The sequence below is a fragment of the Rhodococcus koreensis genome, from assembly GCF_900105905.1.
Lineage (GTDB): Bacteria > Actinomycetota > Actinomycetes > Mycobacteriales > Mycobacteriaceae > Rhodococcus_F > Rhodococcus_F koreensis.
Window position 1 is genome coordinate 5,305,790 of record NZ_FNSV01000005.1, and the last position, 26,779, is coordinate 5,332,568.

General features: G+C 70.6%; 2 protein-coding genes. Both read right to left on the reverse strand.

Features of this window, described 5'->3' with window-relative positions:
- Nucleotides 1-26: 26 nt before the first annotated feature.
- Complete coding sequence (locus BLV94_RS28825; RefSeq protein ID WP_072945035.1) at nucleotides 27-1,049, reverse strand: alpha/beta hydrolase; 1,023 nt, start codon at nucleotides 1,047-1,049, stop codon at nucleotides 27-29.
- Complete coding sequence (locus tag BLV94_RS28830; protein WP_072945037.1) at nucleotides 1,046-26,704, reverse strand: non-ribosomal peptide synthetase; 25,659 nt, start codon at nucleotides 26,702-26,704, stop codon at nucleotides 1,046-1,048. The genes BLV94_RS28825 and BLV94_RS28830 overlap by 4 nt, the downstream gene beginning before the upstream one ends.
- Nucleotides 26,705-26,779: the final 75 nt, after the last annotated feature.

Sequence of the window (26,779 nt, forward strand, 5' to 3'; positions counted from 1 at the left end):
TCGACGACGAGGACATACGGCTGGTGTCAGGTGAGTTCGAGGGCCCGGGCGAGGACGGGCCACGATTCGTGCAGGGCGTCCTGCCAGTAGCCCCACGAATGTGTGCCGGTGTCCCGGAAGTTCACGGTCGCGGGAATGCCGAGGGTGTCGAGCCGGTCGACCAGCCGGTGCGTGCAGTAGTTCGTCGCCGCCTCGATGACGCCGCCGATCACGATCTGGTCCGGGAGCGGCGGCGCCGCGGCGGGGCGGACGGCGTCGAGGGTCTCGTACGGTCCGGGCAGTCCGCTGGCGTTGGAGATGTACAACTCGAGCCCGCGGAGTTTGTCCGCGTTGACGTAGGGGTCGTGCGCCGTCCAGGCCGGGTCGTCGGTGGGGCCCCACATGTTCTCGGTGTTGCCGCCGCCGACCACCTCGACCACGAGCCGGACCAGGTTCTGACCGATCGGGTCGCTGGTCATCGCGCAACCGCTGTACGACGCGACACCCCGGTACAGGCCCGGTGCCTGGACCGCGAGGTCGATCACCGAGCCGGCCGACATCGACAGTCCGCCGATCGCGTTCACACCGTTGGCGCCGAGCGCGGTGTCCAGCACCGGCGGCAGTTCCTCGGTGAGGAACGTCTGCCACTTGTTGCGCCCGAGGACGGGGTCGTCGTTCCGCCAGTCGGTGTAATAGCTGATGTAGCCGCCGACGGGGATCACGACGTTCGCGTTCTTGTCGGCGAAGAAGTCGACGATGTCGGTCTGCCGAATCCAGTTGGCGCCGTCCTCACCGGCTCCGGCCCCGTTCAGCAGATACAGCGTGGGACGCGGGACGCTGGTGTCGGCGGGGCGCAGCACCTGCAGTTCCACGACCTCGTTCATCGACGGCGAGTACACGAAGACGTTCCAGCGACGATCGTCGATCTTCTCGATCCGGTCGAGGCTGCCGGACGCGCTCGGCGCCACCACCGCACCGCCGTCGGCGGGCTCGGCCGTCGCCACCGGGCCGGGCAGGCCCAGGAGCAACGCTGCGGCCACGGTGGCCACGCCCGCGGTGAACAGTCTCATCGGTCGATCTCCATTCTCGAAACGTGATTCGCGCCGTCGGTGAGGTAGTCGGCGAGCAGCGGGCCGATCACCCGGACCGCGGCCGGTTCGGTGATCTGCCAATGATTCGACTGAACCGGGTGATTCGTGATCCGCCCGTTCACCCAGGGACGCCAGGTGCCGACCGCTCGCCGCAGCGTCGGGTCGTCGTGCGCCGCCGTGAAGAACAGCACGTCCCCGTCGAACAGTCCCGGCCGGTAGTCGCGCATGAGGCCCGCGTTGTGGTGCGCGGCCGCGGTCAGGCGGCGCACGTGCTCGGGGCTCAGGGCCGACAGCACGGCGGCCGTGTCCTCGCCGTCCCCGGGTGCCGGCTGTTCGGTGATCTCCTGCGACTGCTGCGTTTCCGCGAAGCTGTCGAGCATCACCAGTGAGCCGACCGCGTGTCCGGACTCCTGCAGTTGCACCGCCATCGCGTGGGCGATGACGCCGCCGATCGACCAGCCGGCCAGATCGTAGGGACCGTCCGGCTGGATCCTCCGCACCTCGGCGAGGTACCGGGCGGCGAGTTCCTCGATCGAGCCGGGCAGCACCTCCCCGGCGACGGCCGGGGTCTGGATGCCGAAGACGGGCCGGTCGTTGTCGATGTGCTCGGCGAATCCCGTGTAGCACCACGACAGTCCGCTGATCGGGTGGATCCAGAACATCGGCGTACCCGCGCCGTCGGCCCGGATCGGGAAGACCACGTCGAGGGCGGTGTCCGCGGTGTCGCCGTCGGCCGCGTCCATGCGCGCGGCGATCGCGGCCGGTGTCGGTTCGGTCATCAGCCACTGCAGCGACACGGTCACGTCGCTGCTCGCCCGCAGACGGCTCACCGCCCGCATCGCGGACAGCGACGTGCCACCGAGGTCGAAGAAGTTGTCGTCGGCGCCGACCCGGTCGACCCCGAGGACTTCGGCGAAGACCGTCGCGATCGCGCTCTCGTGCCCCTCGGCAGGCCGACGGTATTTGGCGGCAACGAAATCGGGGCGGGGCAGCGCATCCACGTCGAGCTTCCCGGTGGGCGTGAGCGGGACGGAATCGATGCACACCACCGCCGACGGCACCATGTGCGTCGGGAGGAACTCGGACACGAACGCTCGAATCCGCGCGGGATCCGGGGCGGATCCCGCGGCAGGCACCACATACGACACGAGCACCGTGTCGCCGGACGGGCCGCGGCGGCCGAGCGTGATCGCGTAGTCGACGTCGGGGTGTTCCAGTACGGCGGCATCGATTTCGCCGAGTTCGATGCGATAGCCCCGGACCTTCACCTGGTGATCCGAGCGGCCGAAGTACTCCAATTCTCCCGCCGCGTTCCAGCGGACGACGTCGCCGGTGCGATACATGCGGTCGCCGGGTGCGCCGTCGGGGTTGGCGACGAACCGTTCGGCGGTGAGGCCGTACCGGGCGTGATAGCCGCGGGCCAGTGCCGGTCCCGCGACGTACAGTTCGCCGGAAACCCCGGAGGGGACGGGACGCAGTCGCGCGTCGAGGACCATGACCTCGAATCCGCGCACCGGGTGCCCGATGGTGATCGGCTGCCCGGCTGCGAGGTCGCCGACGGTGGAGATGTCGGTCGCCTCGGTGGGTCCGTAGCCGTTGAGCATGATGCGGCCCGGCTGCCAGCGGGCGACGAGTTCGGGGGTGCATGCTTCGCCGCCGACACCGAGGACGCGCAGTTCCTCCAGGCCCGCAGGGTCGATCGACGACAGCATCGCCGGGGTGATCAGCGCGTGCGTCACGTGCTCACCGCGGATGAAGGCCGCCAGTTCGTCCCCACCGATCACGCTCGGCGGGGTGATCACCAGAGTCGCTGCAGCGGAGAGGGCAGACATCATCTCGCCGACCGCCATGTCGAAGCTGGGTGAGGTGTTGTGCAGGAACCGCGACGACTGTTCGACGCGGTAATGCTCGCGACGTTCGGTCGCGAGGTTCGCCAGCCCGCCGTGGGTGACCACGACGCCCTTGGGCCGCCCGGTGGAGCCGGACGTGTAGATCATGTACGCCGGATTCTCGACGCGCACGGGCCGCGCGCGTTCGGCGTCGGTCACCGGGGTGGCCGGCGCGGCTTCGAGTGCGTCCGCGAGTTCGTCGAGGACGATCCAGGACACGCTGTCCGGCAGGGCGTCCCGCTCCCCGGCGACGGTGATGCCGAGGTGGGCGCCGGAGTCGAACAGCATGTGGTCGATGCGGTCCATCGGGTAGGTGGGATCGACCGGGAGGTACGCGGCACCGGTCTTGGCCACCGCCCACACCGACAGCGCCGATTCCACCGACCGCGACAACGCGACCGCGACAAACGTTTCGGGTCCCACGCCCTGCGCGAGCAGCAGCCGCGCCAGACGGTTCGACCAGGCATCCGCCTCGCGGTACGTCCAGTCACGACCCTTCCAGGACAGCGCGATCCCGTCCGGCGCGGAAGTCGTGGCGGCGTCGATGATCCCGGCGAGGGTGGCCGGCGCTGCGGTCGGCAGACCACGGACCGGGGCGAGGGCAGTGCGTTCCTCGGGGTCGAGGATCTCGATCCCGCCGATCGCTGCGGCGGGGTCGGCGACCAGCGCGGCGAGCACCTTCAACAGCCGTGCGCGGAGCGCGGTCACGTACGTCGCGTCGAACACGTCGGTGCGATACCTCAGCGTGAACCGCAACCCCTTTTCGTCGAACACCGTGAGGGTGAGCGGGTAGTGGGTGGCTTCCTCGCCGGACACGCCGAGGACGGTCATACCGTCGATCGACGTCACCTCGGCCAGCGCCGCGGTGTCCACGGGATACGACTCGAACACCGTCAGCGTGTCGAACAGCGCGCCGCTGCCCGCGGTCTGCTGCACGTCGCTCAGGCCGAGGTAGTGGTGATCGAGCAGGGCGGCCTGTTCCCGCTGCACGCGGATCAGGAGGCCGGCCGCCGACTCGTCCGGGTCGACGCGCACCCGCACGGGCAGGGTGTTGATGAACAGGCCGACCATCGACTCGACGCCCTCGAGCTCCGCCGGCCGGCCCGACACCGTCGCCCCGAACACGACGTCGTCGCGGCCGAGCATGCGGGACAGCAGGATTCCCCACGCGGCCTGGACGAGCGTGTTGAGCGTGACACCGAGTTCCGCGCCAAGCGCGGTCAGCTGCGCGGAGAGGCCGGGTCCGGCGTCCGCGTCCACCGCGGCCACCTCTGCGGGTCCCGGTAGTCCGGGACCGTCGGAGGCGACGAGCGTCGGCTGCTCGACGCCGGTCAGCGCGTCGGCCCACACCTGCCGGGACGCGGCGCGGTCGCGCGACGCCAGCCACGACAGGAACGCGCGGTACGACGGCACCCGTGGCAACACGGACGCGTCACCCCGGGTGGCGTACAGGACCAGGAGTTCCTTCAGCAGCAGCGGCATGGACCAGCCGTCGACGAGGATGTGGTGCAGCGTCACGGCGAGGGCGTGGTGGCCGTCGCCGTCGTCGATCAGCGTGAACCGCAGGAGCGGGGGCGACGCGAGGTCGAATCGGCGTTCGCGGTCGGCGGCGAGCGCCTCGTCCCGCGCAGCCACCCGGGCGGCCTCGTCCATGGCCCCGAGATCGATGGTGCGCCAAGGAATCTGCACGCGGTCGAGGACCACCTGGACGAGCTCGCCGGTGCTCGCGCCGACGAACGCGGTGCGCAGGTTCGGGTGCCGATCGAGCAGCGCGGAGATCGCCGCACGCATCCGGTCGGCGTCCACGACGCCGCCGAGTTCGAGCACCGTCTGCGTCGTGTAGACGTCCACCGTGTCCTGCGCGAGCTGTGCGTGGAACGCGAGCCCGTGCTGCAACGGCGACAGCGACCAGACGTCGGACAGCGCCTCGAACTGCTCTTCCCACAGTTCCAGGTCGCGCTGCCCCACCAGGACGAGGGGTACGTCCGACGGGGTGAGCCCGCCCGCGGTCCCGCTGTCCACGTGCGCGGCGACCGCGGTGAGCGCGCGCGTCCACAGGTCGGCCAGTTCCCGGACGTCCGTATCCGACAGCAGTTCCCGGGGATGCGAGAACGTGGCGGTCAGCCGGGATTCGCCGTCCACGCCGGTGACGATCGCATTGACGTCGAGAACGGCGGCGGCGGGCATGTCGTCGTTGCCGGCGCCCCGGAGGTCGTCGATGTCCGTGGCGGGGGTCCAGCCCAGGTGCGCGAACTCCTCCGGGATGTCGGCCTCGGAGACCCGGCCCAGGTAGTTGAAGCTGATCTGAGGGGTCGGGAGTTGCTGCAGCGCGGCGGCGGTCTCGGAGTTGAGATGGCGCAGCAGCCCGTAGCCCAGTCCGCGGGCGGGCACCGCGAGCAGGTCCTCCTTGACGGCCTTGACGGCACGGGAGGTGTCGGCCGTCCCCGCCAGGGCGGCGTCGACGTCGATGCCGCCGAGGTCGAGACGGACCGGATACACGCTGGTGAACCACCCGACCGTGCGGGAGAGATCGGCGCCGGGCGCCGCCTGCTCCTCGCGTCCGTGGCCCTCGAGTTGCAGGAGCAGCGACGGCTCCTCGATGCCCCGGCGTCGTCGCCAGGCGCTCACGGCCAGGGCGAACGCGGCGATCAGCCCGTCGCCCACACCGCCGCGGAAGGCAGCCGGAACGGAGGTCACGAGTGATCGCGTCACGGACGCGTCGAGTTCGACGCGCACGTGGTCGACCGTCGCCAGGACGTCGACGGCGGGGTCGAACGGCCGGGTTCCGAGCGTCGGATCGGGACCGTCGAGAATCCGCTGCCAGAGAGGCAGTTCCGCAACACGTTCCGTGCTGCGTGCATCCTCGGTGAGGGCGTGCGCCCATCGCCGCATCGACGTGCCGACCGGCGGGAGCGTCGCGGCTCCACCGGACGAGATCTGCGCCCAGGCGGCGATCAGATCCGGAATCAGGATGCGCCAGGACACGCCGTCGACCACGAGATGATGGGCGGCGACGATCAGACGGCCGCTGCGTCCCGGTGTGCCCACCGGATCGAGCCAGACGAACTGCAGCATGATGCCGGCCCGCGGATTCAGGCGGCCCAGCGCCGAATCCAGTTCCTGGCGTGCCGGTTCCGTCGGATCGACACGCGGATCCCAGTCGATCCGGTGCACGAGGGAGGCGACGTCGACGGCGCCTGCCGGTGCCACCTCCAGCGTGTTTTCGCCGACGAGACGGGCACGCAGCATGTCGTGCTGATCGATCACGGCGGACAGCGTCGCGAGCAGACCTGCCCGGTCGATGCCCACCGGCAACTCGAGCGCGACCGACTGCGAGTAGCGGTCGAGCGTGCCACCCCGTTCGGTGACCAGCCGCATCACCGGGGTGAGCGGCAGCGGGCCGACACCGCCACCCGGAAGTTCCTCGAGCACGACGGGTTCGGTGTCGGTGGCCCGGGCCGCGACCTGTGCGAGGGCGGCAACGGTCTTGTGCTCGAACACGTCCCGAGGCGAGATGACCAGACCGTGGGCCTTCGCCCGCGATGCCAGCTGGATCGACGCGATGCTGTCGCCGCCCAGGCCGAAGAACGAATCGTCGACGCCGACCGTCGGGGCGCCGAGAAGTTCGGCGAACACGGCCGCCAGGACCTTCTCGGTGTCGGTGACCGGTGCCCGGAACCGCGCGGACGTGGTGACGAACACGGGTTCGGGCAGCGTCGCGCGGTCGAGTTTCCCGTTCACCGTCACCGGCAGCGCCTCGATCACCACGTAGGCGTCCGGGATCATCGGCGCCGGCAGAGCATCCTCGAGGTGGCGGCGGATCGTGTCCGTATCGAGTGCCTGACCGGCGGCAGGCACGAGGTAGGCCGCGAGACGCTGACCCGACGGGGTGTCGTGGACGACGACGGCGGCCTGAGCCACCGTGTCGTGCCGGGTCGCCGCCGACTCGATCTCCCCCAGCTCGATCCGGTTGCCGCGGATCTTCACCTGGCTGTCGCCGCGGCCGAAGTACTCGAGTCCGTGCGTTCCGGTCCAGCGGACGACGTCGCCGGTGCGGTACATGCGGTCGCCGGGTGCGCCGTGGGGGTTGGCGACGAACCGTTCGGCGGTGAGGCCGTGCCGGGCGTGGTAGCCGCGGGCCAGTGCCGGTCCCGCGACGTACAGCTCGCCGGGCACGCCTGCGGGGACGGGGCGCAGCCGGGTGTCGAGGACCATGATCTCGAAGCCGCGGACCGGGTGCCCGATCGTGACGGGTGCACCGGATACGAGGTCGCCGACCGTGGAGATGTCGGTGGCCTCGGTGGGCCCGTAGCCGTTGAGCATGGTGCGGCCGGGTTGCCAGCGGGCCACCAGTTCGGGAGTGCACGCCTCGCCACCGACACCGAGCACCCGCAACTGCGGGTGTCCACCCGGATCCATCGTGGCCAGCACCGCCGGGGTGATCAGCGCGTGCGTGACCCGCTGACGGTCCAGGAGGCCGGACAGTTCGTCGCCGCCCACGATCTCGGTCGGTGTGATCACCAGCGTGGCGCCGGCGCTCAGTGCCGACACCATCTCGCCGACCGCCATGTCGAAGCTCGGCGACGCCTTGTGCAGGAACCGGGACGACTGTTCGATGCGGTAGTGCTCGCGACGTTCGGCGGCGAGGTTCGCGATGCCGCCGTGGGTGACGACGACGCCCTTGGGCAGACCCGTCGAGCCCGACGTGTAGATCATGTACGCCGGATTCTCGACGCGGACCGGGCGGATCCGGTCCCTGTCGGTGATCCGTTCGGAGCTCGCGGACTCGTGCCGGGCGGCCACGTCGGCGGTGTCGAGGGTCAGCCAGACAACGGTGTCCGGCAACGCGGCCCGCTCACCGGACAGCGTGACACCGAGGGTGGCGCCCGAGTCGGTGAGGATGTGCGCGATGCGATCCGCCGGGTACGTCGGATCCACCGGCACGTACGCGGCACCCGTCTTGGCGACCGCCCACACGGACAGCACCGATTCGAGCGAACGCGGGAGGGCCAGGGCCACGAACGTTTCCGGGCCCACACCGTGCGCGAGCAGCACCCGGGCCAGCCGCGTGGACCACTCGTCCGCCTCGCGGTACGTGTACTCCCGACCGTTCCAGCTCAGCGCGGACGACTCCGGATCGGTCCGGACGGCGGCGTCGATCAGGCCCGCGAGGGTGGCCGGGGGCGCCGACGGCACACCTCGAACGGGGACCGCGGCCCACTCGGCCGGATCCAGGAGGTCGATGTCGCCGACGATCGCGCCAGGGTCGGACACGGCGGCGTCGAGGACACGGACGAACCGCCGGGCGAAGTCCTCCGCGGTCGTGCGGTCGAAGAGGTCGGTGGCGAAGCGCAACGCGCCCGACAATCCGGCCGGCGACTCGCCCTCGGAAACGACCAACGCGAGGTCGAACTGGGCGGTGTCCGCCTCGAACGGAACGGGTTCCACGGTCACACCCGGCAATTCGAATCGCGTGACGCCGCGATGCTCGAATGACAGCGCCACCTGGAACAGCGGTGTGTGGGCCTGCGTGCGGGCGGGGGCCAGGACGTCGACGAGCCGCTCGAACGGGATGTCCGCGTGCCCGTACGCGCCGAGGTCGGTGTCCCGCGCCCGTGTCAGGAGTTCGGTGAAGCTCTCGTGCGCCGCGACGTGCGTGCGCAGGACGAGGGTGTTGACGAACATCCCGACCAGGTCGTCCAGGTGCTGCTCGCCGCGACCCCCGACCGGGGTGCCGACGGCGATGTCGGACGTCGACGACAGCCGCGACAGCACGATCGCCAGCGCCGCGTGCAGCACCATGAACACGGTGGCGCCGTGATCGCGGGCCGTCTGCTCGAGTGCCACGGTGGTCGCCGCCGGAATGTCGAAGCGCACAGTGTCGCCGCGCTGCGTCGGCACGGCCGGGCGGGGACGATCGGTGGGCAGCTCCAGCAGGTCCGGGAGCCCGGACAGCGTTTCGGTCCAGTACCGGATCTGCTGTGCGGACAACGATTCCGGGTCGGTCTCGGAGCCGAGTGCCGCATGCTGCCAGATCGCGAAATCGGCGTACTGCATCGGCAGCGGTGACCAGTCCGGCGCCCGGCCCGCACTTCGGGCGGTGTAGGCGACCATGACGTCGCGGGCGAGCGGGCCCATGGACACGGCGTCGCCGCTGATGTGGTGCACGACGATCACGAGCACGTATTCATCGACGGCGGTGCGCAGAAGCCTTCCCCGGATGGGGATTCCCGCGGTCACGTCGAAGCCGCCGTGCAGGGTGCGGCGAACCTCGTCCGGAAGTTCGTCGGCGGTCACGTCGACCGGGGTGAGATCGAGGTCGACCCGGTCTGCGGGCAGGATCACCTGCACGGGGCCGTCCCCGTCGTCGGGGAACACGGTACGCAGCGACTCGTGACGCTCCAGCACGTCGTGGACGGCGGTGTCGAGGGCCGCGACGTTCAGGATTCCGGTCAGCCGGATGGCGAGCGGAAGGTTGTAGGCGGCCGACTCGGGATCGAAGCGGTTGAGGAACCACATCCGGTTCTGTGCCGGCGACAGCGGGATTCGCTCGGGACGCGGGGCCGCCTCGAGTGCCGTCCCGCCACCCGTGCCGGCGAGCCCGGCGACGCGGGCGGCGAGTGCTTCGACGGTGGGGTTTTCGAAGAGTTCGCGGACGGGGATGCGGGTGTCGAGGGCGCGGCCGAGTCGGGCTGCGACCTGGGTGGCGATGAGGGAGTTGCCGCCGAGGGCGAAGAAGTCGTCGTCGAGGCCGATGCGGTCGAGGTGGAGGACGTCGGCGAAGGTGTGAGCGACGGAGGTCTCGGCGGGGGTGGTCGGGGCCCGGAAGGTGCGGGTCTGGAATGTTGGTGTGGGTAGGGCTTTTCGGTCGAGTTTGCCGGAGGTGCCGAGGGGGAAGCTGTCGAGGACGAGGATGGTTTCGGGCAGCATGTAGGTCGGCAGGGAGTGCGCGATGTGGGTGCGCAGAGTGTTCGTGTCGGGGTCGGTGCCGGTGGTGGGGACGATGTAGGCGGCGAGGTGGTCGCCGGTGGGGGTGGGGACGACGAGGACCGCGGCCTGCGACACGCCGGTGTGGGTGAGGAGGGCGGTTTCGATTTCGCCGAGTTCGATGCGTTGGCCGCGGAATTTGACCTGGAAGTCGGTGCGTCCGATGTAATCCAACTCGCCGGTGGTGGTCCAGCGGACGAGGTCGCCGGTGCGGTACATCCGTTCGCCGGGTGCGCCGTGGGGGTCGGCGACGAAGCGGTCGGCGGTGAGGTCGACGCGGCCGTGGTAGCCGCGGGCCAACTGGATGCCGGCGAGGTAGAGCTCGCCGGGGACTCCGGCGGGGACGGGGTGCAGTCTCGAGTCGAGGACGTAGGTGCGGCTGTTCCATTCGGGGGTGCCGATGGTGACGGCGCCGCCCTCGGGGGTGTCGGTGACGTCGGCGTAGGTGATGGAGACGGCGGCTTCGGTGGGTCCGTAGAGGTTGTGGACCCGGGCCGGTGAGATGTCGGTGAAGTCGTGGACGGTGGCGGCGGGCAGGGCCTCCCCGATCACGAACACGTCTTGCAGGGACGTGATCTGCTGTGGATCCACGGACCCCGCGAACACGGAGAGCATGGACGGGACGAAGTCGGTTGCGGTGATGCCGTATTGGTCGATCAACTCGGCGAGGTACTGCGGGTCGCGGTGCCCGTCCGGGGTCGCGACCACGAGGGTGGCACCGACCCGGAGCGGCAGGAAGAAGCCCCACAGCGACACGTCGAACGTCGTCGCCGTCTTCTGTAGGTACACGTCGCCGGCGCCCAGCGGATACTGGTTCGCCATCCACGCGATCTGGTTCACGATGGCGCGGTGGGTGACTGCTACGCCCTTCGGTTTGCCGGTGGAACCGGACGTGAAGATCACGTACGCCACACCGTCCGGGTGCACCGTCGAATTCGTCAGCGGCGCCGAGGAAACGCCGTCGACATCGAGGGTGTCGAGAAGGAGGACGGGCCTGTCGCTCGTGAAGGCGTCCCGGGTGGTGGTCAGGACGCAGGTCGGGTCGGCGGCGTCGAGGATGTAGCCGATGCGGTCGGTGGGGTGGTCCGGGTCGACGGGCACGTAGCCGCCGCCGGCGGTCAGGACCGCGTACATGCCGACGACCAGGTCGACGGAGCGGCGCATGGCCAACGCCACCAACGATTCCGGACCCACACCCTCGGCGATCAGGACCCGCGCGACCTGGTTGACCCGGGCCGCGAACTCCCGGTAGGTCAGCGATTCGCCCTCGAAGACGATCGCCGTTGCGTCCGGGGTCCGGCGAACCTGATCGGCGAAGGCATCGAGCAGCAGGGCCTCGGGCAGCGGATGGACCGTGCGGTTGCGAATGTCGACCAGCTCGTCGTACTCACCCGAATCGAGCAACGACACATCACCGATCGCTGTGGACGGGTCGGCGGCAACGGCCCGCAGGATGCGCGTGAACTGTTCGGCGAACGTGGCGACGGTCGAGGCGTCGAACAGGTCGGTGGAGTAGGTGAACGACGCGTGGATACCGCCCTCGGCCTGCTCGGTGAGCGTCAGATGCAGATCGAACTCGGCGGTCTGCAGCTCGGCCGGGACGGTCGAGACCTCGAGTCCCGGCAGGTCGAACGTGGCGGGGGCGAGATTGTGGAAGGACAGGGCCACCTGGAACAGCGGGTGCCGCCCCTGGGAGCGGACGGGATCGAGTACTTCCACCAACCGCTCGAACGGAACGTCGGCATGCGAGAACGCGCCGAGGTCGGCGTCGCGGGTGCGCTCCACCAGTTCCTCGAACGTGGCCGCCGGGTCGATCTGTGCCCGCAGGACCAGGGTGTTGACAAACATGCCCACGACGTCGTCGAGGGCCTGCTCGCCGCGACCGGCGACCGGAGTCCCCACCGCGATGTCCGCCGTGTTCGACAACCGGCTCAGGAACAGTGCGTATGCGGCGTGCACGGTCATGAACAGGCTGGCGTCGCGGGCGGCCGCGAGTTCGCGCAGCAACCCGTGGGTGTGGGCGTCGACGGTGAACGTCAGTTCCCTGCCGCGGTGCGACTGTCGACGCGGGCGCGGCCGGTCGGTGGGCAGGGGCAGCTCGTCAGGCAGATCGGCGAGAGTGCGTGCCCAGTAGTCGGTTTGGCGGGACGCGAGCGACGTGGGGTCGTGCTCGTCGCCGAGCAGTTCGCGGTGCCAGAGGCTGTAGTCGGCGTACTGGACCGGGAGCGGCGACCACGCGGGCACGTCCTGCTGCGCGCGGGCGGTGTAGGCGAGCATCACGTCGCGGGCCAGCGGCGCGAGCGAGAATCCGTCGGCGGCGATGTGATGGACCACCACGACGAGAACGTGCTCGTTCTCGGAGACCGCGAACAGTCCCGCGCGCAGCGGTGCTTCCATGGCAAGGTCGAATCCGGTGGTCGCGAACTCCAGGGCCCGCTGCAGTGCCTCGTCCTCGTTCACGGCGAGCACGGTCAGGTCCGGGAGCGCCGATTCGGTGGACAGCAGGACCTGGTGCGGCCCGGTGGGTGAATCGGGGTAGATCGTGCGCAGCGCCTCGTGCCGTTCGAGGACGTCGCCGAGAGCTGTCCGCAGCGCGGAGACGTCGAGCGTTCCGGTCAGGCGGAGGGCGAGCGGCAGGTTGTCGACGGCAGAGGCCGGGTCGAACCGGTTGAGGAACCACACCCGCGCCTGCGCAGGGGACAGCGGAATCCGATCGGATCTCGGACGTGCCTCGAGGACAGGACGGTCGGACTGTCCGGCGGTGTCCACGGCGGCGGCCAGCGCCGCGACGGTGGGTGCGTCGAACAGCGACCGCACGGACAGGGACGTGCCCGTGGCAGCGCGCAGGCGGGCGATCACCTGTGTGGCGGACAGGGAGTTGCCGCCGATCTCGAAGAAGCTGTCGTCGGCGCCCACCCGCTCGACGTCGAGAACATCCGTGAACACCTGCGCGACCAGTAGTTCGGACGCGGTCGACGGCGCCCGGAACTCCGTCCGCGCCGCGAACGTCGGGGCGGGCAGCGCCGGGCGGTCGATCTTGCCGGCCGGGGTGACCGGAATGGAGTCGAGCAGTGTGACGGTCGCCGGCACGAGCGCGCGGGGCAGGAGTTCGGCCGCCGCCGCCAGGATGCCGGAGACGTCGGGGCTGGTGCCCGGCGCGGGCACGACGTAGCCGACGAGTTGATCGCCGAGCCGAGGGTGGTGGTGGACGGACGCTGCCGCGGCGACCACATCGGGATGCCGGGACAGCGCGGCCTCGACCTCGCCGAGTTCGAGGCGCAGGCCCCGCAGTTTGACCTGGGCGTCGGCGCGGCCCACATAGGTGAGCTGCCCGTCGGTGCGCAGCCGCACGAGGTCGCCGGTCCGGTACATCCGGGATCCTTGGAATCCAAAGGGATTGGCGACGAACCGTTCCGATGTCAGGCCGAGCCGGGCGTGGTAGCCGCGGGCGAGGCCGGGGCCGGACAGGTACAGCTCACCCGTGACACCGCGCGGCACGGGCCGCAGCCGGGAGTCGAGGACGAGTGCCTGTGCGCCGTCGAGCGGGCTGCCGATGGTGATGTCGTCGCCCGGGGTGAGCGGTTCACCGATGGTGACGACGATGGTGGTTTCGGTGGGTCCGTAGCTGTTGAAGAAGCGACGACCCGGGGCGAACTGTTCGACCAGTTGCGGCGGGCACACCTCGCCCCCGACGACGACGGTGCGCAGGTCGTCGAGTGCACGGGCGTCGACGGTGCTCAGTGCCGCCGGGGCGGTGAGCACGTGGGTGATGCGCTGGTCGCGGAGCAGGGCGGTGAGGTCTTCGCCGCCGACCACGGACGGCGGTGCGATCACGAGGGTGGCCCCGGCGCTGAACGCCTGGATCATCTCGAACACGGAGGCGTCGAAACTCGCCGACGACAACCGGAGCACGCGGGACTGCGGCGTGGTACCCAGTTCGGGGCGCGCCTCCGCCGTGAACGCGCTCAGACCCGTGTGGGTGACCGTGACGCCCTTGGGAGTTCCGGTGGAGCCGGACGTGTAGATCAAGTACGCCGGGTGTGTCAGGCGCAGCGGCGTCGTGCGGTCGCGGTCGGTGACCGGCGCGGCCGACGCGACGAGTGCGGAGTCGTCCAGCAACAGCCACTCGGCGCCGGTGGGCAGCACCGCCGCGGTGGCGGTGTCGGTCAACCCCAGCGTCGCACCCGAGTCGGCGAGCATGTGCTCGATGCGTTCGCGCGGGTAGCTCGGATCGACGGGCACGAACGCGGCGCCCGTCTTGGCCACGGCCCACACGGCGAGTGCGGCCCGCGCCGTCCGCGGAAGTGCCAGCGCCACCACCGTTTCCGGCCCGACGCCGTGCGAGATGAGCACGCGCGCCCACTGGTTCGACTGCGCGTCGAGGTCGGCGTAGGAGAGTTCGCCCTCCTCCGAGACGAGTGCGATCCCGCCGTGTTCGGCTCCGCGAGCGAAGATGTCCGGCAACGTCCGCGCGGCCACGGCGGAGGGTGCGGGCAGCACGGTCAGTGTGGCGCGTTCGGCGGCGTCCAGCAGGTCCAGGTCGCCGACCGCGCGCCCCGGTTCGGTGATCGCGACCCGCAGGATCCGCTCGAAGCGGACGGAGAACGAGTCGATCGTGGCGCGGTCGAAGAGATCGGTGGCGAAGATCCACGACGCCGCCATCCCCGTGCCGTCGGGACGGAGGGTCAACTGCAGATCGAACTTCGCGGGCACCACACCGAGATCCATGGCGGACACGGACAACCCGGGCAGGGCGAGCTGGTCTACGGTCTGGTCCTCGAGCGACAGCGCCACCTGGAAGATCGGCGAATACGCCTGCGAGCGAGCCGGTTGCAGCAGATCGATCAGCCGCTCGAACGGCAGGTCGGCGTTGTCGTACGCCGCGAGATCGGTCTCCCGGACATGTCCCAGCACCTCGGCGAACGAGTGCGCCGGATCGATGTGGGTGCGCAGCGCGAGTGTCCCCACGAACATGCCCACCAGATCGTCGAGCGCCTGCTCGCCGCGGCCCGCGACGGGAGTGCCCACCACCACGTCCGTGGTGGCGGCGAGGCGCGCGAGGAGGGTGGCGAGGGCCGCGTGCGCCACCATGAACAGGGTGGCGCCGTGGCTGCCTCCGAATGCGGTGGCCTGCTCGACGAGTGCGCTGTCGAGGCGGAACGTCGCGACCTCCCCGCGCAGCGACGCCACGGCCGGGCGTCGCCGGTCGGTGGGAAGTTCGAGCAGCTCCGGGGCACCGCGCAACTGCTGACGCCAGTACGCGGCCTGACGCGCTGCGACACTGCGGTCATCCGTCTCGTCGCCGAGAAGCTGCCGCTGCCACACGCTGTAGTCGGCGTACTGGACCGCGAGCGGTGACCATTCCGGTTCCCGGTGCCCGGCGCGTGCGGTGTACGCCAGCATCAGGTCGCGGGCGAGCGGCCCCATCGACGCACCGTCCGCGCTGATGTGGTGCACCACCACGACGAGGACGTGTTCGTCCGGTGACAGTCGGAAGATGCTGCTGCGCAACGGGACCGCCGTCGTCACGTCGAATCCGGTCGACAGCTCGGCGGTCAGCAGTGCGAACAGCTGGTCTTCGTCCTCGGCCAGGCGCGGTTCGAGATCCACGACGAGGTCGCCCAGGGGAACGATCCGCTGGTACGGACCGTCGGCCGACTCGGGGTACACGGTCCGCAGCGCCTCGTGGCGCTCCAGGACGTCCCGCAGTGCCGCATCGAGGGCGGCGGTGTCCAGGTCGCCGGACAGGCGCAGCACGAGCGGGATGCTGTAGGCCACCGACTCGGGGTCGTAGCGGTTGAGGATCCACATCCGGGACTGCGCCGCGGACAGCGGAATACGATCCGGCCGTGCAATGCCGGCGAGCACCGGGCGGTCCCCGCGCTCGGCCGTGTCGATCACCGCGGCGAGGGCGGCGACGCCGGGCGCCTCGAAGATCACCCGCACTGCCAGCGACGTGCCCGCCGACTCGTTGACCCGGCCGATCACCCGGGTGGCACTCAGCGAGTTGCCGCCGAGGTCGAAGAAATCGTCTTCGGCTCCTACCATCTCGGCACCGAGCACGTCGGTGTAGGCGGCCGCGACCAGCCGTTCGGTGTCGGTGCGCGGGGCCACGTACGCGCGAACCGCGAAGACGGGTTCGGGCAGGGCCGTGCGATCCACCTTGCCTGCCGGGGTCAGCGGAACCCGGTCGAGCACCATCACGGTGGACGGCACCATGTAGCCGGGCAGGAGGCCGGCGGCGTGCGCCGCCACCTCGACAGGGTCGACAGCAGATCCGTCGGCGGGCAGCACGTAGGTAACCAGCGCCGTCGCGTCGTTTCGGACGGCTACCGCGGTGGTGACCGCGAATTCGACGCTCGGGTGCGCCGCGACCGCGGCATCGATCTCGCCGAGTTCGATGCGGAAGCCGCGGATCTTCACCTGGAAATCGGCGCGGCCGAGGTACTCCAGTTCACCGTTCGGGGTGTATCGCACCAGATCGCCGGTGCGGTACAGGCGCCCGGGGGCGTACGGGTTCGCCACGAAACGCTCGGCGGTGAGCGCGGGACGGTCGTGGTAGCCGCGGGCCAGCGCGGGCCCCGCCAGACAGAGTTCACCCACGACACCGTCGGGAACGGGGTGCAACCGCGAATCCAGCACCAGCGCAGTGGTTCCCCGGATCGGCGCGCCGATCCGCACCGGGTCGCCCGCCGTCATCGGACCCGACAGGGTTGCCATGATCGTCGACTCGGTGGGCCCGTACGCGTTGAACATCCGGCGGCCGGGTGCCCACTTCTCCACCAGAGACACATCGCAGGCGTCGCCGCCCACCACCACGGTCCCGAGATCCGGCAGCGAGTTCGGGTCGAGGGTGGCGAGCGCGGCGGGAGTGACGAAGGCGTGGGTCACCCGCCGGTCGCGGATCCGGGATGCGAGGTCCTCCCCGCCGTACACAGCGGTCGGCACGATCACGAGCGTCGCGCCTGCGGCGAACGCCATCAGCAGTTCGAGAATCGACGCGTCGAAACTCGGTGACGCGAAATGCAGCGTCCGGCTGAGAGGGTCGAGTGCGTATCGCTCTACCTGCTCGGCTGCGAACGCCTCGAGACCGGCATGGGTGACGATGACACCCTTGGGGATTCCCGTCGAACCCGACGTGTAGATCAGGTAGGCGGGGTGTTCGGCACGCAACGGCAGCGTCCGGTCGGCATCGGTGATCGGATCGGCCGATGCGCCCGCACCCAGTTCCGGGTCGTCCACGAGGAGCCAGTCGGTGGTTCCGGGCAGGGTCGCCGACGTGTGGGAGTCGGTCAGGCCCAGAGCCGCGCAGGAGTCGGTCAGCATGTGCTCGATGCGATCCGCGGGGTAGTCCGGGTCGACGGGCACGAACGCGGCACCGGTCTTGGCCACCGCCCACACCGCGGTCACGGACAGCGCGGAGCGGGTGAGCGCCACCGCGACCACCGTTTCGGGGCCCGCGCCCCGCGCGAGAATAGCCCGGGCGAGGCGATTCGAGCGGGCATCGAGTTCCGCATAGGACAGTTCCCCGTCCTCGGTGACCAGCGCCGTGCCGCCCACAGCGGCACCGTCGGCGAGAATCTCTGGAAGCGTGCGGCTTCCGGGGTTCCGGATGGCGGTGCGGGTGACGAGAGCGGCGCGTTCGGTGTCGTCGAGAAGGTTGATGTCACCGACCGCGAGGGCGGGTTCCGACACCGCGGCGGCGAGAATCCGGACGAGCCTGCGCCCGAACGCCTCGACGGTCGCGAGGTCGAACAGGTCGGTGGCGAACGTCCACCTGCCCCGGGCGCCGGACCCGTCCGCGTTCTCCGTCACCGACAGTTGCAGGTCGAACTTGGCGACGGCCTCGTCGAGCGGAAGAGCCGCGACGGTCAGTCCAGGGAGGTCGATGCTCGGCGGCGCGACGTCGTCGATCGACAGCACTACCTGGAACAGCGGGTGATGGGCGGTCGAGCGGGCCGGGTTCGCGATCTCCACCAGGCGCTCGAACGGGATGTCGGCGTGCGCGTAGGCGGCGAGGTCGGTGCCGCGGGTCTGCTCGACGAGCGCGCCGAACGTCAGCGCCGGGTCGACCTGTGTGCGCAGGACCAGAGTGTTGACGAACATGCCGACCACGTCGTCGAGTGCGGCCTCCCCGCGGCCGCTCACCGGGGTGCCGACGGCGACGTCGGTGCTACCGGACAGCCGGGACAGCAACACGGACAGGGCGGTGTGCAGCACCATGAACGGGGTCGCCCGCACGGTGCGGGCGAGTGCGGTGATCGCGCCGTACGTCTCGGGGTCGAGGGCGAAGTCGACGGTGTCACCGCGGTGCGACGCGACGTGCGGTCGCGGACGGTCGGTGGGGAGTTCGATCCGTTCCGGCAACCCGGCGAGGGTGTTCGTCCAATAGTCGATCTGTCGGGCGGCGAGCGATCCGGCGTCGCCCTCGTCGCCGAGGACGTCGAGCTTCCACAGGGCGTAGTCGGAATATTGCATGGGCAGCGGTGGCTGCTCGGGTGCGGTGCCCGCCGCGCGGGCGACATACGCGGACATGACGTCCCGGGCCAGGGGTCCCATCGACCAGCCGTCGGCGCTGATGTGGTGGGTCACCAGAACCAGCACGTGCTCGTCCGGCGTGACGCGGAGCAGGGCCACGCGCAGCGGAACGTTCGCCGTCACGTCGAAGCCACGGGTCACGAGGTCTTCGACGGCGAACGGAAGTTCCTGCTCCGTGGTCGGGGCCGGCGCCAGGTCAGCGGTGGTCCTGTCGAGCACCACCTGGTGCGGTCCGTCGGCGGAATCGGGGTAGACGGTGCGCAGGACCTCGTGACGCGCGATGACGTCGCCGACGGCCGCGCCGAGCGCGTCGACGTCGAGCTCTCCGGTGAGCCGCAGCGCGGCGGCGATGTTGTAGGCGCCGGACGTCGTGTCGAAACGGTTGAGGAACCACATCCGGTACTGCGCCGGAGACAACGGCAGCCGCGACGGGCGCCTGCCGGCGACGAGGGCGGGACGGGTGTGCCCGGGATCCGCGGTCGACGCTGCCGCGAGAGCGCGGACGGTGGGAGCATCGAACAACTCCCGAACACCGAGCGCGGAACCCAGTTCGGCGTTGATCCGGGCGACCGCCCGGGTGGCGGTCAACGAGTTGCCGCCGAGGTCGAAGTAGTTGTCGGTGGCGCCGACGTCCGTGACGCCGAGGACGTCGGCGAAGATCCGGGCGACGGCGATCTCCGCGGCCGTCGCCGGCGGTTCGAATGTGGCGGTCGCGAGTGCGGGCTCGGGCAGTGCCCGGCGATCGAGTTTGCCGTTGGGACCCAGGGGCAGCGCGTCGAGGAGGACGAACGCCGACGGCACCATGTAGGAGGGCAACTCCGCAGCCGCGTGAGCGGACAGCCGCTCGGGGTCCGCGGTGCTTCCGGACCGGAGAGCGACGTAGCCGATGAGCCGTTCGGCAGAACCTTCCCCGCGCACCAGGACGGCCGCCTGCGCCACGTCGGGATGGTTCAGGAGTACGGCCTCGATCTCGCCGAGTTCGAGTCGCTGTCCACGCAGCTTCACCTGGAAGTCGGTGCGGCCCAAATACTCCAGCTCCCCGCCGTCGGTCCAGCGCACCAGGTCGCCGGTCCGGTACAGGCGGGCACCGCCTGCGGAGAACGGATCGGCCACGAACCGGTCGGATGTCAGGTCGGGGCGTCCGACGTACCCGCGGGCGAGTTGGGTGCCGGCCAGATACAGTTCGCCCGCAACACCGACGGGCACCGGGCGGAGCCGGGAGTCGAGGACGTACACCCGGGTGTTCCACACGGGGGCGCCGATCGGCACCGGACCGGTCGCCGACGGATCGGTGCGGTGGAACGTCACGTCCACCGCGGCCTCGGTCGGCCCGTACAGGTTGTGCAGCGCGGCACCGAACCGGCGGTGGAAGCGCGTGACGGTGGTGCGCGGCAGCGCCTCACCGCTGGCGAAGACCTGCCGCACGGTCGTGCAGAGCGCGGTGTCGGCGTGCTCGAGGAACACGTCGAGCATCGAGGGGACGAAGTGCAGCGTCGTGACACCCTCGTCGCGGATCAGCCGCGACAGGTAGTGCGGGTCCCGGTGCCCGTCGTGCTCGGCGATCACGGTGCGGGCGCCGGTCAGCAACGGCCAGAACAGTTCCCACACGGATACGTCGAACGTGGCCGGGGTCTTGTGGAGCACCACGTCTTGCGCTTCGAGGGGGTAGCTGTCCTGCATCCACAGCAGCCGGTTGACGATCGCGGCGTGCGACACTGCCACACCCTTCGGGCGTCCCGTCGAACCCGACGTATAGATCACGTACGCGGGGTGGCCGGGGCGCAGCGGGGCGAGACGCTCCGCGTCGGACAGCGGTGTCGTCGCGACGGTGGACAGGTCGAGCCGGTCCACCCGCACCGTGCGCAGGCCGTCGGGGACGACCCCGGTGTCGGCCGCGGTCGCGAGCACCAGCGCAGGGCGGGCGCTGCCGAGTACGTGGGCGATGCGGGCCTGCGGATGGTCGGGGTCGACGGGCAGGTAGGCCCCGCCCGCGCGGACGACGGCGTGGAGGGTGACGAGCTGATCGAGCGACCGGCGCAGCGTGACGGCCACGATGGATTCGGGGCCCACCCCCTGCGAGATCAGATGGCGAGCAGTGGCGTTCGCCCGGCAGTCGAACTCGGTGTACGACAGCGTCTCCTGCCCGAACGTGACCGCCGCCGCGTCGGGTGTGCGGAGCGCGGCGTCGCCCAGGAGATCGACGAGGGTGAGGGCGTCGATCGCGTGATCGGTCGCGTTCCACGCCTGCAGGGTGCGAGCGCGTTCGGCGTCCCCGAGCAGATCGACGGCGCCGACCGGGGTGTGCGGCCGGGTCATCGCCGTCAGCACCCGCGCGAACCGCTCCGAGACCCGGTGGGCGTCGTCCGCGCCGAACGCATCCGCCGAATACTCCAGCGTGAAATGCAGTTCCGGCTCCAGCACCGTGACGAGCGCCAGGGGGTAGTGGGTGGCGTCGGTGACGTCGATACCACGGATCCGCAGTCCGTCGATGTCGGTATCGGGGTCCAGTGCCGCGCGGTCGACGGGGTACGACTCGAACACGGTGAGGGTGTCGAACACGCTGCCCGGACCGGCGACCGACTGGATCTCGGTGAGACCGACGTGGTGCCGGTCGAGCAGCCGCACCTGCTCGTCCTGCAGCCGGCGCAGGAGGGACGACACGGGTTCGTCCGGATCGAGGCGCAGACGGACGGGAACGGTGTTGATGAACAACCCGAGCGTCTCCTCGACGCCGGGGAGGTCGGCCGGACGTCCGGAGACGGTGGCGCCGAACACCACGTCGTCACGGGACAGCAATCCGCCCAGCAGGATTCCCCACGCTGCCTGAATCACCGTGTTGACGGTCACGCCGTGCTCGCGGGCGATGCGGACTAGCTGTTCGGCCACCTCAGCAGTGACCGGGATGTCGACGTCCCGGGGAGTCGACCCCTGGCCCGTGTGCTGCGGGGCGAGGACGGTCGGTTCGGTGGCTCCCTCGAGGGCGGCGGCCCAGTCGTCGAGCGCGCCGGCGCGGTCCTGTCCGGCGAGCCACGACAGATACCGGCGGTAGGGGCGCGCGGGTGCCGCGATCGGCGCGTCCGACGCGTACAGCAGCAGGAAGTCCTTGACGAACAGCGGCATCGACCAGCCGTCGAACAGGATGTGGTGGTTGGTGATCACCAGCGTCGACCGGTCGCCGGAATGTGCCAGCACGAATCGCAGGAGCGGTGGTGCCGCCATGTCGAACCGCGTCGCGCGCTCGGCGGCGACGAGTTCGTCCAATCCGCCGGACCCCTGCACGTGGATCTCGCGCCACGGCACGGTCACCGAATCGAGGACCAACTGGGCTGGGACGCCGTCGGTGTCGTAGACGAACGCGGTCCGCAGCGCCGCGTGCCGATCCAGCAGGCGCTGCGCCGCGCGGTGCAACCGGCTCGCGTCGACGTCGCCACCGAGTTCCAGCACGATCTGCGCGGTGTACACGTCCACCGCGCCGGCCGAGAGCCCGGCGTGGAACAGCAGACCCGACTGCAGCGGCGACAACGACCAGATGTCGTCGAGCGGTCCGTAACTGTTCTCCCACAGCTCGATCCGATCCTGGTCCACGGACACCAGCGGAACGTCGAACGGGGTCAGTCCGGCGGGCCCCCCACCCCGCACGTGCGAAGCCAGCGCCTCGAGCGCCGTCCGCCACAGTTCCGCCAACCGCTCGACGTCGGACGCGGTGAGCACACCGGACGGGAAGTCGAACGTAGCGGACAGCCTGCCGTCGTCGCCGACCGACGCATTGATGTCGAGGACGAAGGCGGTCGACAGTCCGGCGCCGCTGAACGCGTTGACGTCGATCCGGGTGGCGTCGGGAATCCACCCGTTCTCGCGCACCGCGTCCGGGAGGTCGCCCGCGCCGACGCGTCCGAGGTAGTTGAAGCTGACCTGCGGTGAGGGCAGGGAGTTCAGGATCTCGGCACTGTCGTCGCGGAGGTGGCGTAGAAGCCCGAAACCGGTGCCGTTCCCGGGAATACGACGCAGCTGCTCCTTGACCGTCTTCACGGCCCGCCCGACGGCAGGCCCGCCGGCCAGTGCATCCGCGATATCGAGCGCGCCCAGTGCGATCCGGGCCGGGTAGGCGGTGGTGAACCAGCCGACGGTGCGCGACAGGTCGGCGCCGGGCACGAGGGCCTCGTCGCGGCCGTGGCCCTCGAGGGACAGCAGTAGCGTGCGGTCGCCGCCCCACGCGGCGAACGCGAGACCGAGTGCCGTCACGAGGCCGTCGGTCACGCTCCCGCGGAACGCGGTCGGCAGGGTCGTGAGGAGGTCGGCGGTGACGTCGGGTCCGATCTCGGCGGACACCCGGCCGGTGGTCGCGCCGGTGTCGACGGCGGGATCGAGCGGGCGGGAACCGAGTGCCGGAACGGGGCCGTCGAGGATGGACCGCCAGGCGTCGAGTTCGTCTAGCACCGAGTCGGTTTCGGCCGTCTCGACGAGGGCATGGGCCCAACGGCGGGCCGACGTCGCGACGGGCGGCAGTTCGGGGGTGCGGTCGGCGGCCACCTGTGCCCAGGCGGTGGCGAAGTCCGGCACGAGGATTCGCCAGGACACTCCGTCGACCACTAGGTGATGGGCCACCACCAGGAGTACTCCGCGCGCATCGACGGGGTCGATCCACACCAACTGCAGCATCACACCCGCGGCCGTGTCGAGACGGTCTGCCGCGGCCCGGCACTCGGCGTCGAGTACCGCGTCGAACTGTGCGTTGCCCGGAACGCAATCGGTACGTACGTATGTGACGGCGCTGTAGGCGCTCACGGATCCGGCCGGCTCGACCATCAGTTCCTGGCCGTCCGCCGGGAGGTGGGAGCGCAACGCGTCGTGGTGGTCGAGGATCGCGGCGACGGTCCGGTGCAGCCGTGGCAGGTCGAGGTCGGCGGGCGCCGTCAGCGTCACGGCCTGATAGAAGGCATCGAGGTTGGTACGGTTGCCGCGGCTGCGACCGAGGACATCGCGGCCGATCGGCGTGAGGGGCAGGACGCCTACTCCCCCGCCGGGCAGCTCGGGCAGACGCGACTTCTGCGCCGCCGCGAGGTCGACCGCGACCTCGGCGAGGCCGGCAACGGTCTTGCGTTCGAACACGTCCCGCGGGGTGAACACCACACCGGCGGCCTTGGCCCGCGACACCAGCTGGATCGCGACGATGCTGTCGCCGCCGAGCGCGAAGAAGGAATCGTCGACGCCCACGGCCTCGACGTGCAGCACCTCGGCCACCGCGTCGGCGACGATCTGCTCGATCGGCGTCGACGGTGCGCGGAACGGCGTTGCGGTGATGTCGAATTCGGGTGCGGGCAGTGCGTTGCGGTCCACCTTGCCCGCCGGTGTCAGCGGAATGGTGTCGAGCGGCACCGTCAGCGACGGCACCATGTGCGCCGGGAGGAATTCACCGGCGAACGCGGCCAGCGCGGCGGGATCGAAACGGTGATCCGGCCGGATTCGCACGTACGACACCAGCACCGGCGTGCCACCGTCACGTTCGTGCACGGCGGACACGGCGAAGTCCACCGACTCGTGTGCCGACAGCACCGCGTCGATCTCGCCGAGTTCGATGCGCAGTCCCCGCAGTTGCACCTGGAAGTCGCTGCGCCCCACGTACTCGAGCACGGGACTGTCGCCGCGGCTCCATCGCACGAGGTCGCCGGTGCGGTACAGGCGGTCGCCCGTGGCCGCGGGGAACGGGTCGGCGACGAAACGGGACGCCGTCAGACCCGATCGGCCGTGATACCCCTCGGCGAGTCCGGGGCCGCCGAGATACAGCTCTCCCGTCACTCCGCGCGGCACCGGCCGCAGCCAGCGGTCCAGGACGAGTGCGCGTGCACCCTGCATCGGACCGCCGATGGTGATCGCCGCGGGGTCGGTCTGCGGATCTGTCATGGTGATGACGATCGTCGACTCGGTGGGGCCGTAGCTGTTGTAGAGGCGGCAGCGACTGCCGAAGCGCTCGACGAGATCCGGCGGGCACACATCGCCGCCGACCACCACGGCCTCGAGCGAGTCGAGACCGGTGGCGTCCACGGTGCCCAGCACCGCGGGCGCACTGATGATGTGGGTGACCCGCTGCGCTCGGAGCAGTGCCGCGAGGTCGTCGCCGCCGTAGACGTCGGCAGGTGCGATCACCATCCCCGCGCCCGCACTGAACGCCTGCACCATCTCGAACACGGACGCGTCGAAGCTCGACGAGGAGAAACGCAGGACCCGCGACCGGGACGTTACCCCGAGTTCGGGACGGGCGGACGCGGCGAACGTGGCCAGTCCGGTGTGCGTGACCACCACACCCTTCGGCGTGCCCGTGGAGCCGGACGTATAGATCATGTACGCCGGATGCTGCGGCATCAGCTTTGCCGGACGGTCGGCGTCCGTCACCGGCGCCACCGCCATTTCCGTGCACGCAGATGCCAGGGCGGGGTCGTCGAGGGCGAGCCAGTCGACGTCGGTTCCCGCGAGCACGTCGCGGTGCGCCGTCGCCGTCAGCCCCAGGGTCACCCCGGAATCGGACAGCATGTGCGCGATGCGCTCGGCCGGGTAGGCCGGGTCGACGGGGACGAAGGCGGCGCCCGACTTCCCCGCGGCCCACACCGCCACCACGGAGTCGACGGACCGGGTGAACGACACGGCCACGAAGTCGCCCGGGCCCACCCCGCGGTCCAGCAGCAGACGTGCGAGCGCGGTGCTGCGCTCGTCGAGTTCGCGGTAGCCGATCGTGGTGCCGCCGAGGATCAGTGCCGTGCCGTCCGGGTTCGCGCGGACCCCCGCCTCGAACAGGTCGGCCAGCAGCGCCGGGGCGGGTGCCTGCGGGCCGGCCGCGGGCACGAGCTGCGCGTGCTCGTCCACGGTCAGCACGTCCAGGGCGGCGACCTTTGCGCCCGGGTCCGCGTCGGCGAACCGGGCCAGGAGGTCGAGGAAGCGCGCGTGGTGCCCGGCGAGCTCCTCGTCGCCGTACAGGGCCGGGTTCGCCTCGAAATCGATGCGCGACGAACTCCCCGCGACACTCGGGTAGAGGTTGACAGAGAGGTCCTCGACGGGTCCCGTCGACAGCACGTGGAACTGCCCGGTGAGCTCGCCGAGGGTGATCTCGGAGTGGAAGTTCATGATGTTGATCGCGGGCCCGAAGAAGCCCCGCTGATCCCGGGCGGCGCCGGCGTCGCGCCGGATGTCCTCGCTGCGGTACCGCTGGTGCCGGAGCGCGCCGGTGAGTTCGAGCTGGACGGCGGAGACCAGCGCGGCGACCGTCGTGTCCGGGGTGATCGACACCCGCAGCGGCACCACGTTGGACACCATGCCGCCCGACCGGCGCAGCACCGCGTTGGTGCGGGCCGACACGGGCAGGCTGAGAACGACGTCGTCGGAACCCGTCATCCGGGCGACGAACGCGGCGGTCGCCGCCACGGCGACGGCGGCGAAGGCGGAGTCGAGACGCTCGACGGCCCCATCCACCGCCCGGGCGATGCCGGTGGGCACCGGCCCGCCGTGCCATCGCGACCGGGCCTGCGCCGGGGCACTGCGGCCCGCGAGCCCGGTCGGCGCGGGAAGGTCCCGGGAGCGGGTGGCCCAGTAGTCGCGGTCGGAGAGGAACCGGGACGAACCGCGGTACACGTCCTCGGCGGCCGAGACGTCCCGGAGGTCGCCCGCCACCGACACCGCGGATTCCACGCCCCGGACCTCGGCCGTGTACAACTCGGCGGCCCGGTTCATGAACTTCATCGCGCCGTACCCGTCGAGCGCGATGTGGTGGATGCGGCAGTACCAGAGGTGGTGGTGCTCGCCGATCTGCAGCGTGGCGCCGCGGATCAGCCGGTCCGAGAGCAGGTCGAGCGGGGCGGTGTAGTCGGCGCGCATCCAGCGCAGGGCGGCGGCGTGGGGGTCCGGCTCGGTCTGGAAGTCGTGATGCTCCACCCCGTCGTCGAGGGTGAAGTCGACCGTCTGGAGCGGCTCGCCGTCGACCTCGATGATGCGGAGCATGCCGCTGCCGATCTCGCGGGCAGCGGCCTGACCTGCACGTCGCAGGGCGTCGACATTCAGTTCGCCCTCGATGTCGACGTATTGCGCGATCGTGATCGGCACGTCGCCCATGAGGTGCTGGGCGAACCAGATCCCGCGCTGAGCGGCGGTCAGTGCGAAGGGGCGCGCAGCGTCGTCGCTGCCACTGGTCTCGGTGCGGGCGGGGCTACCAGCCGCGAATTCTGCCGGTTCCAAGGGTCGTTCTCTTATCTGCTGGGAGCAGCGGGTGACGACTCGTGCTCCGGGGACCGACTACGGAAAAGCTCTAGT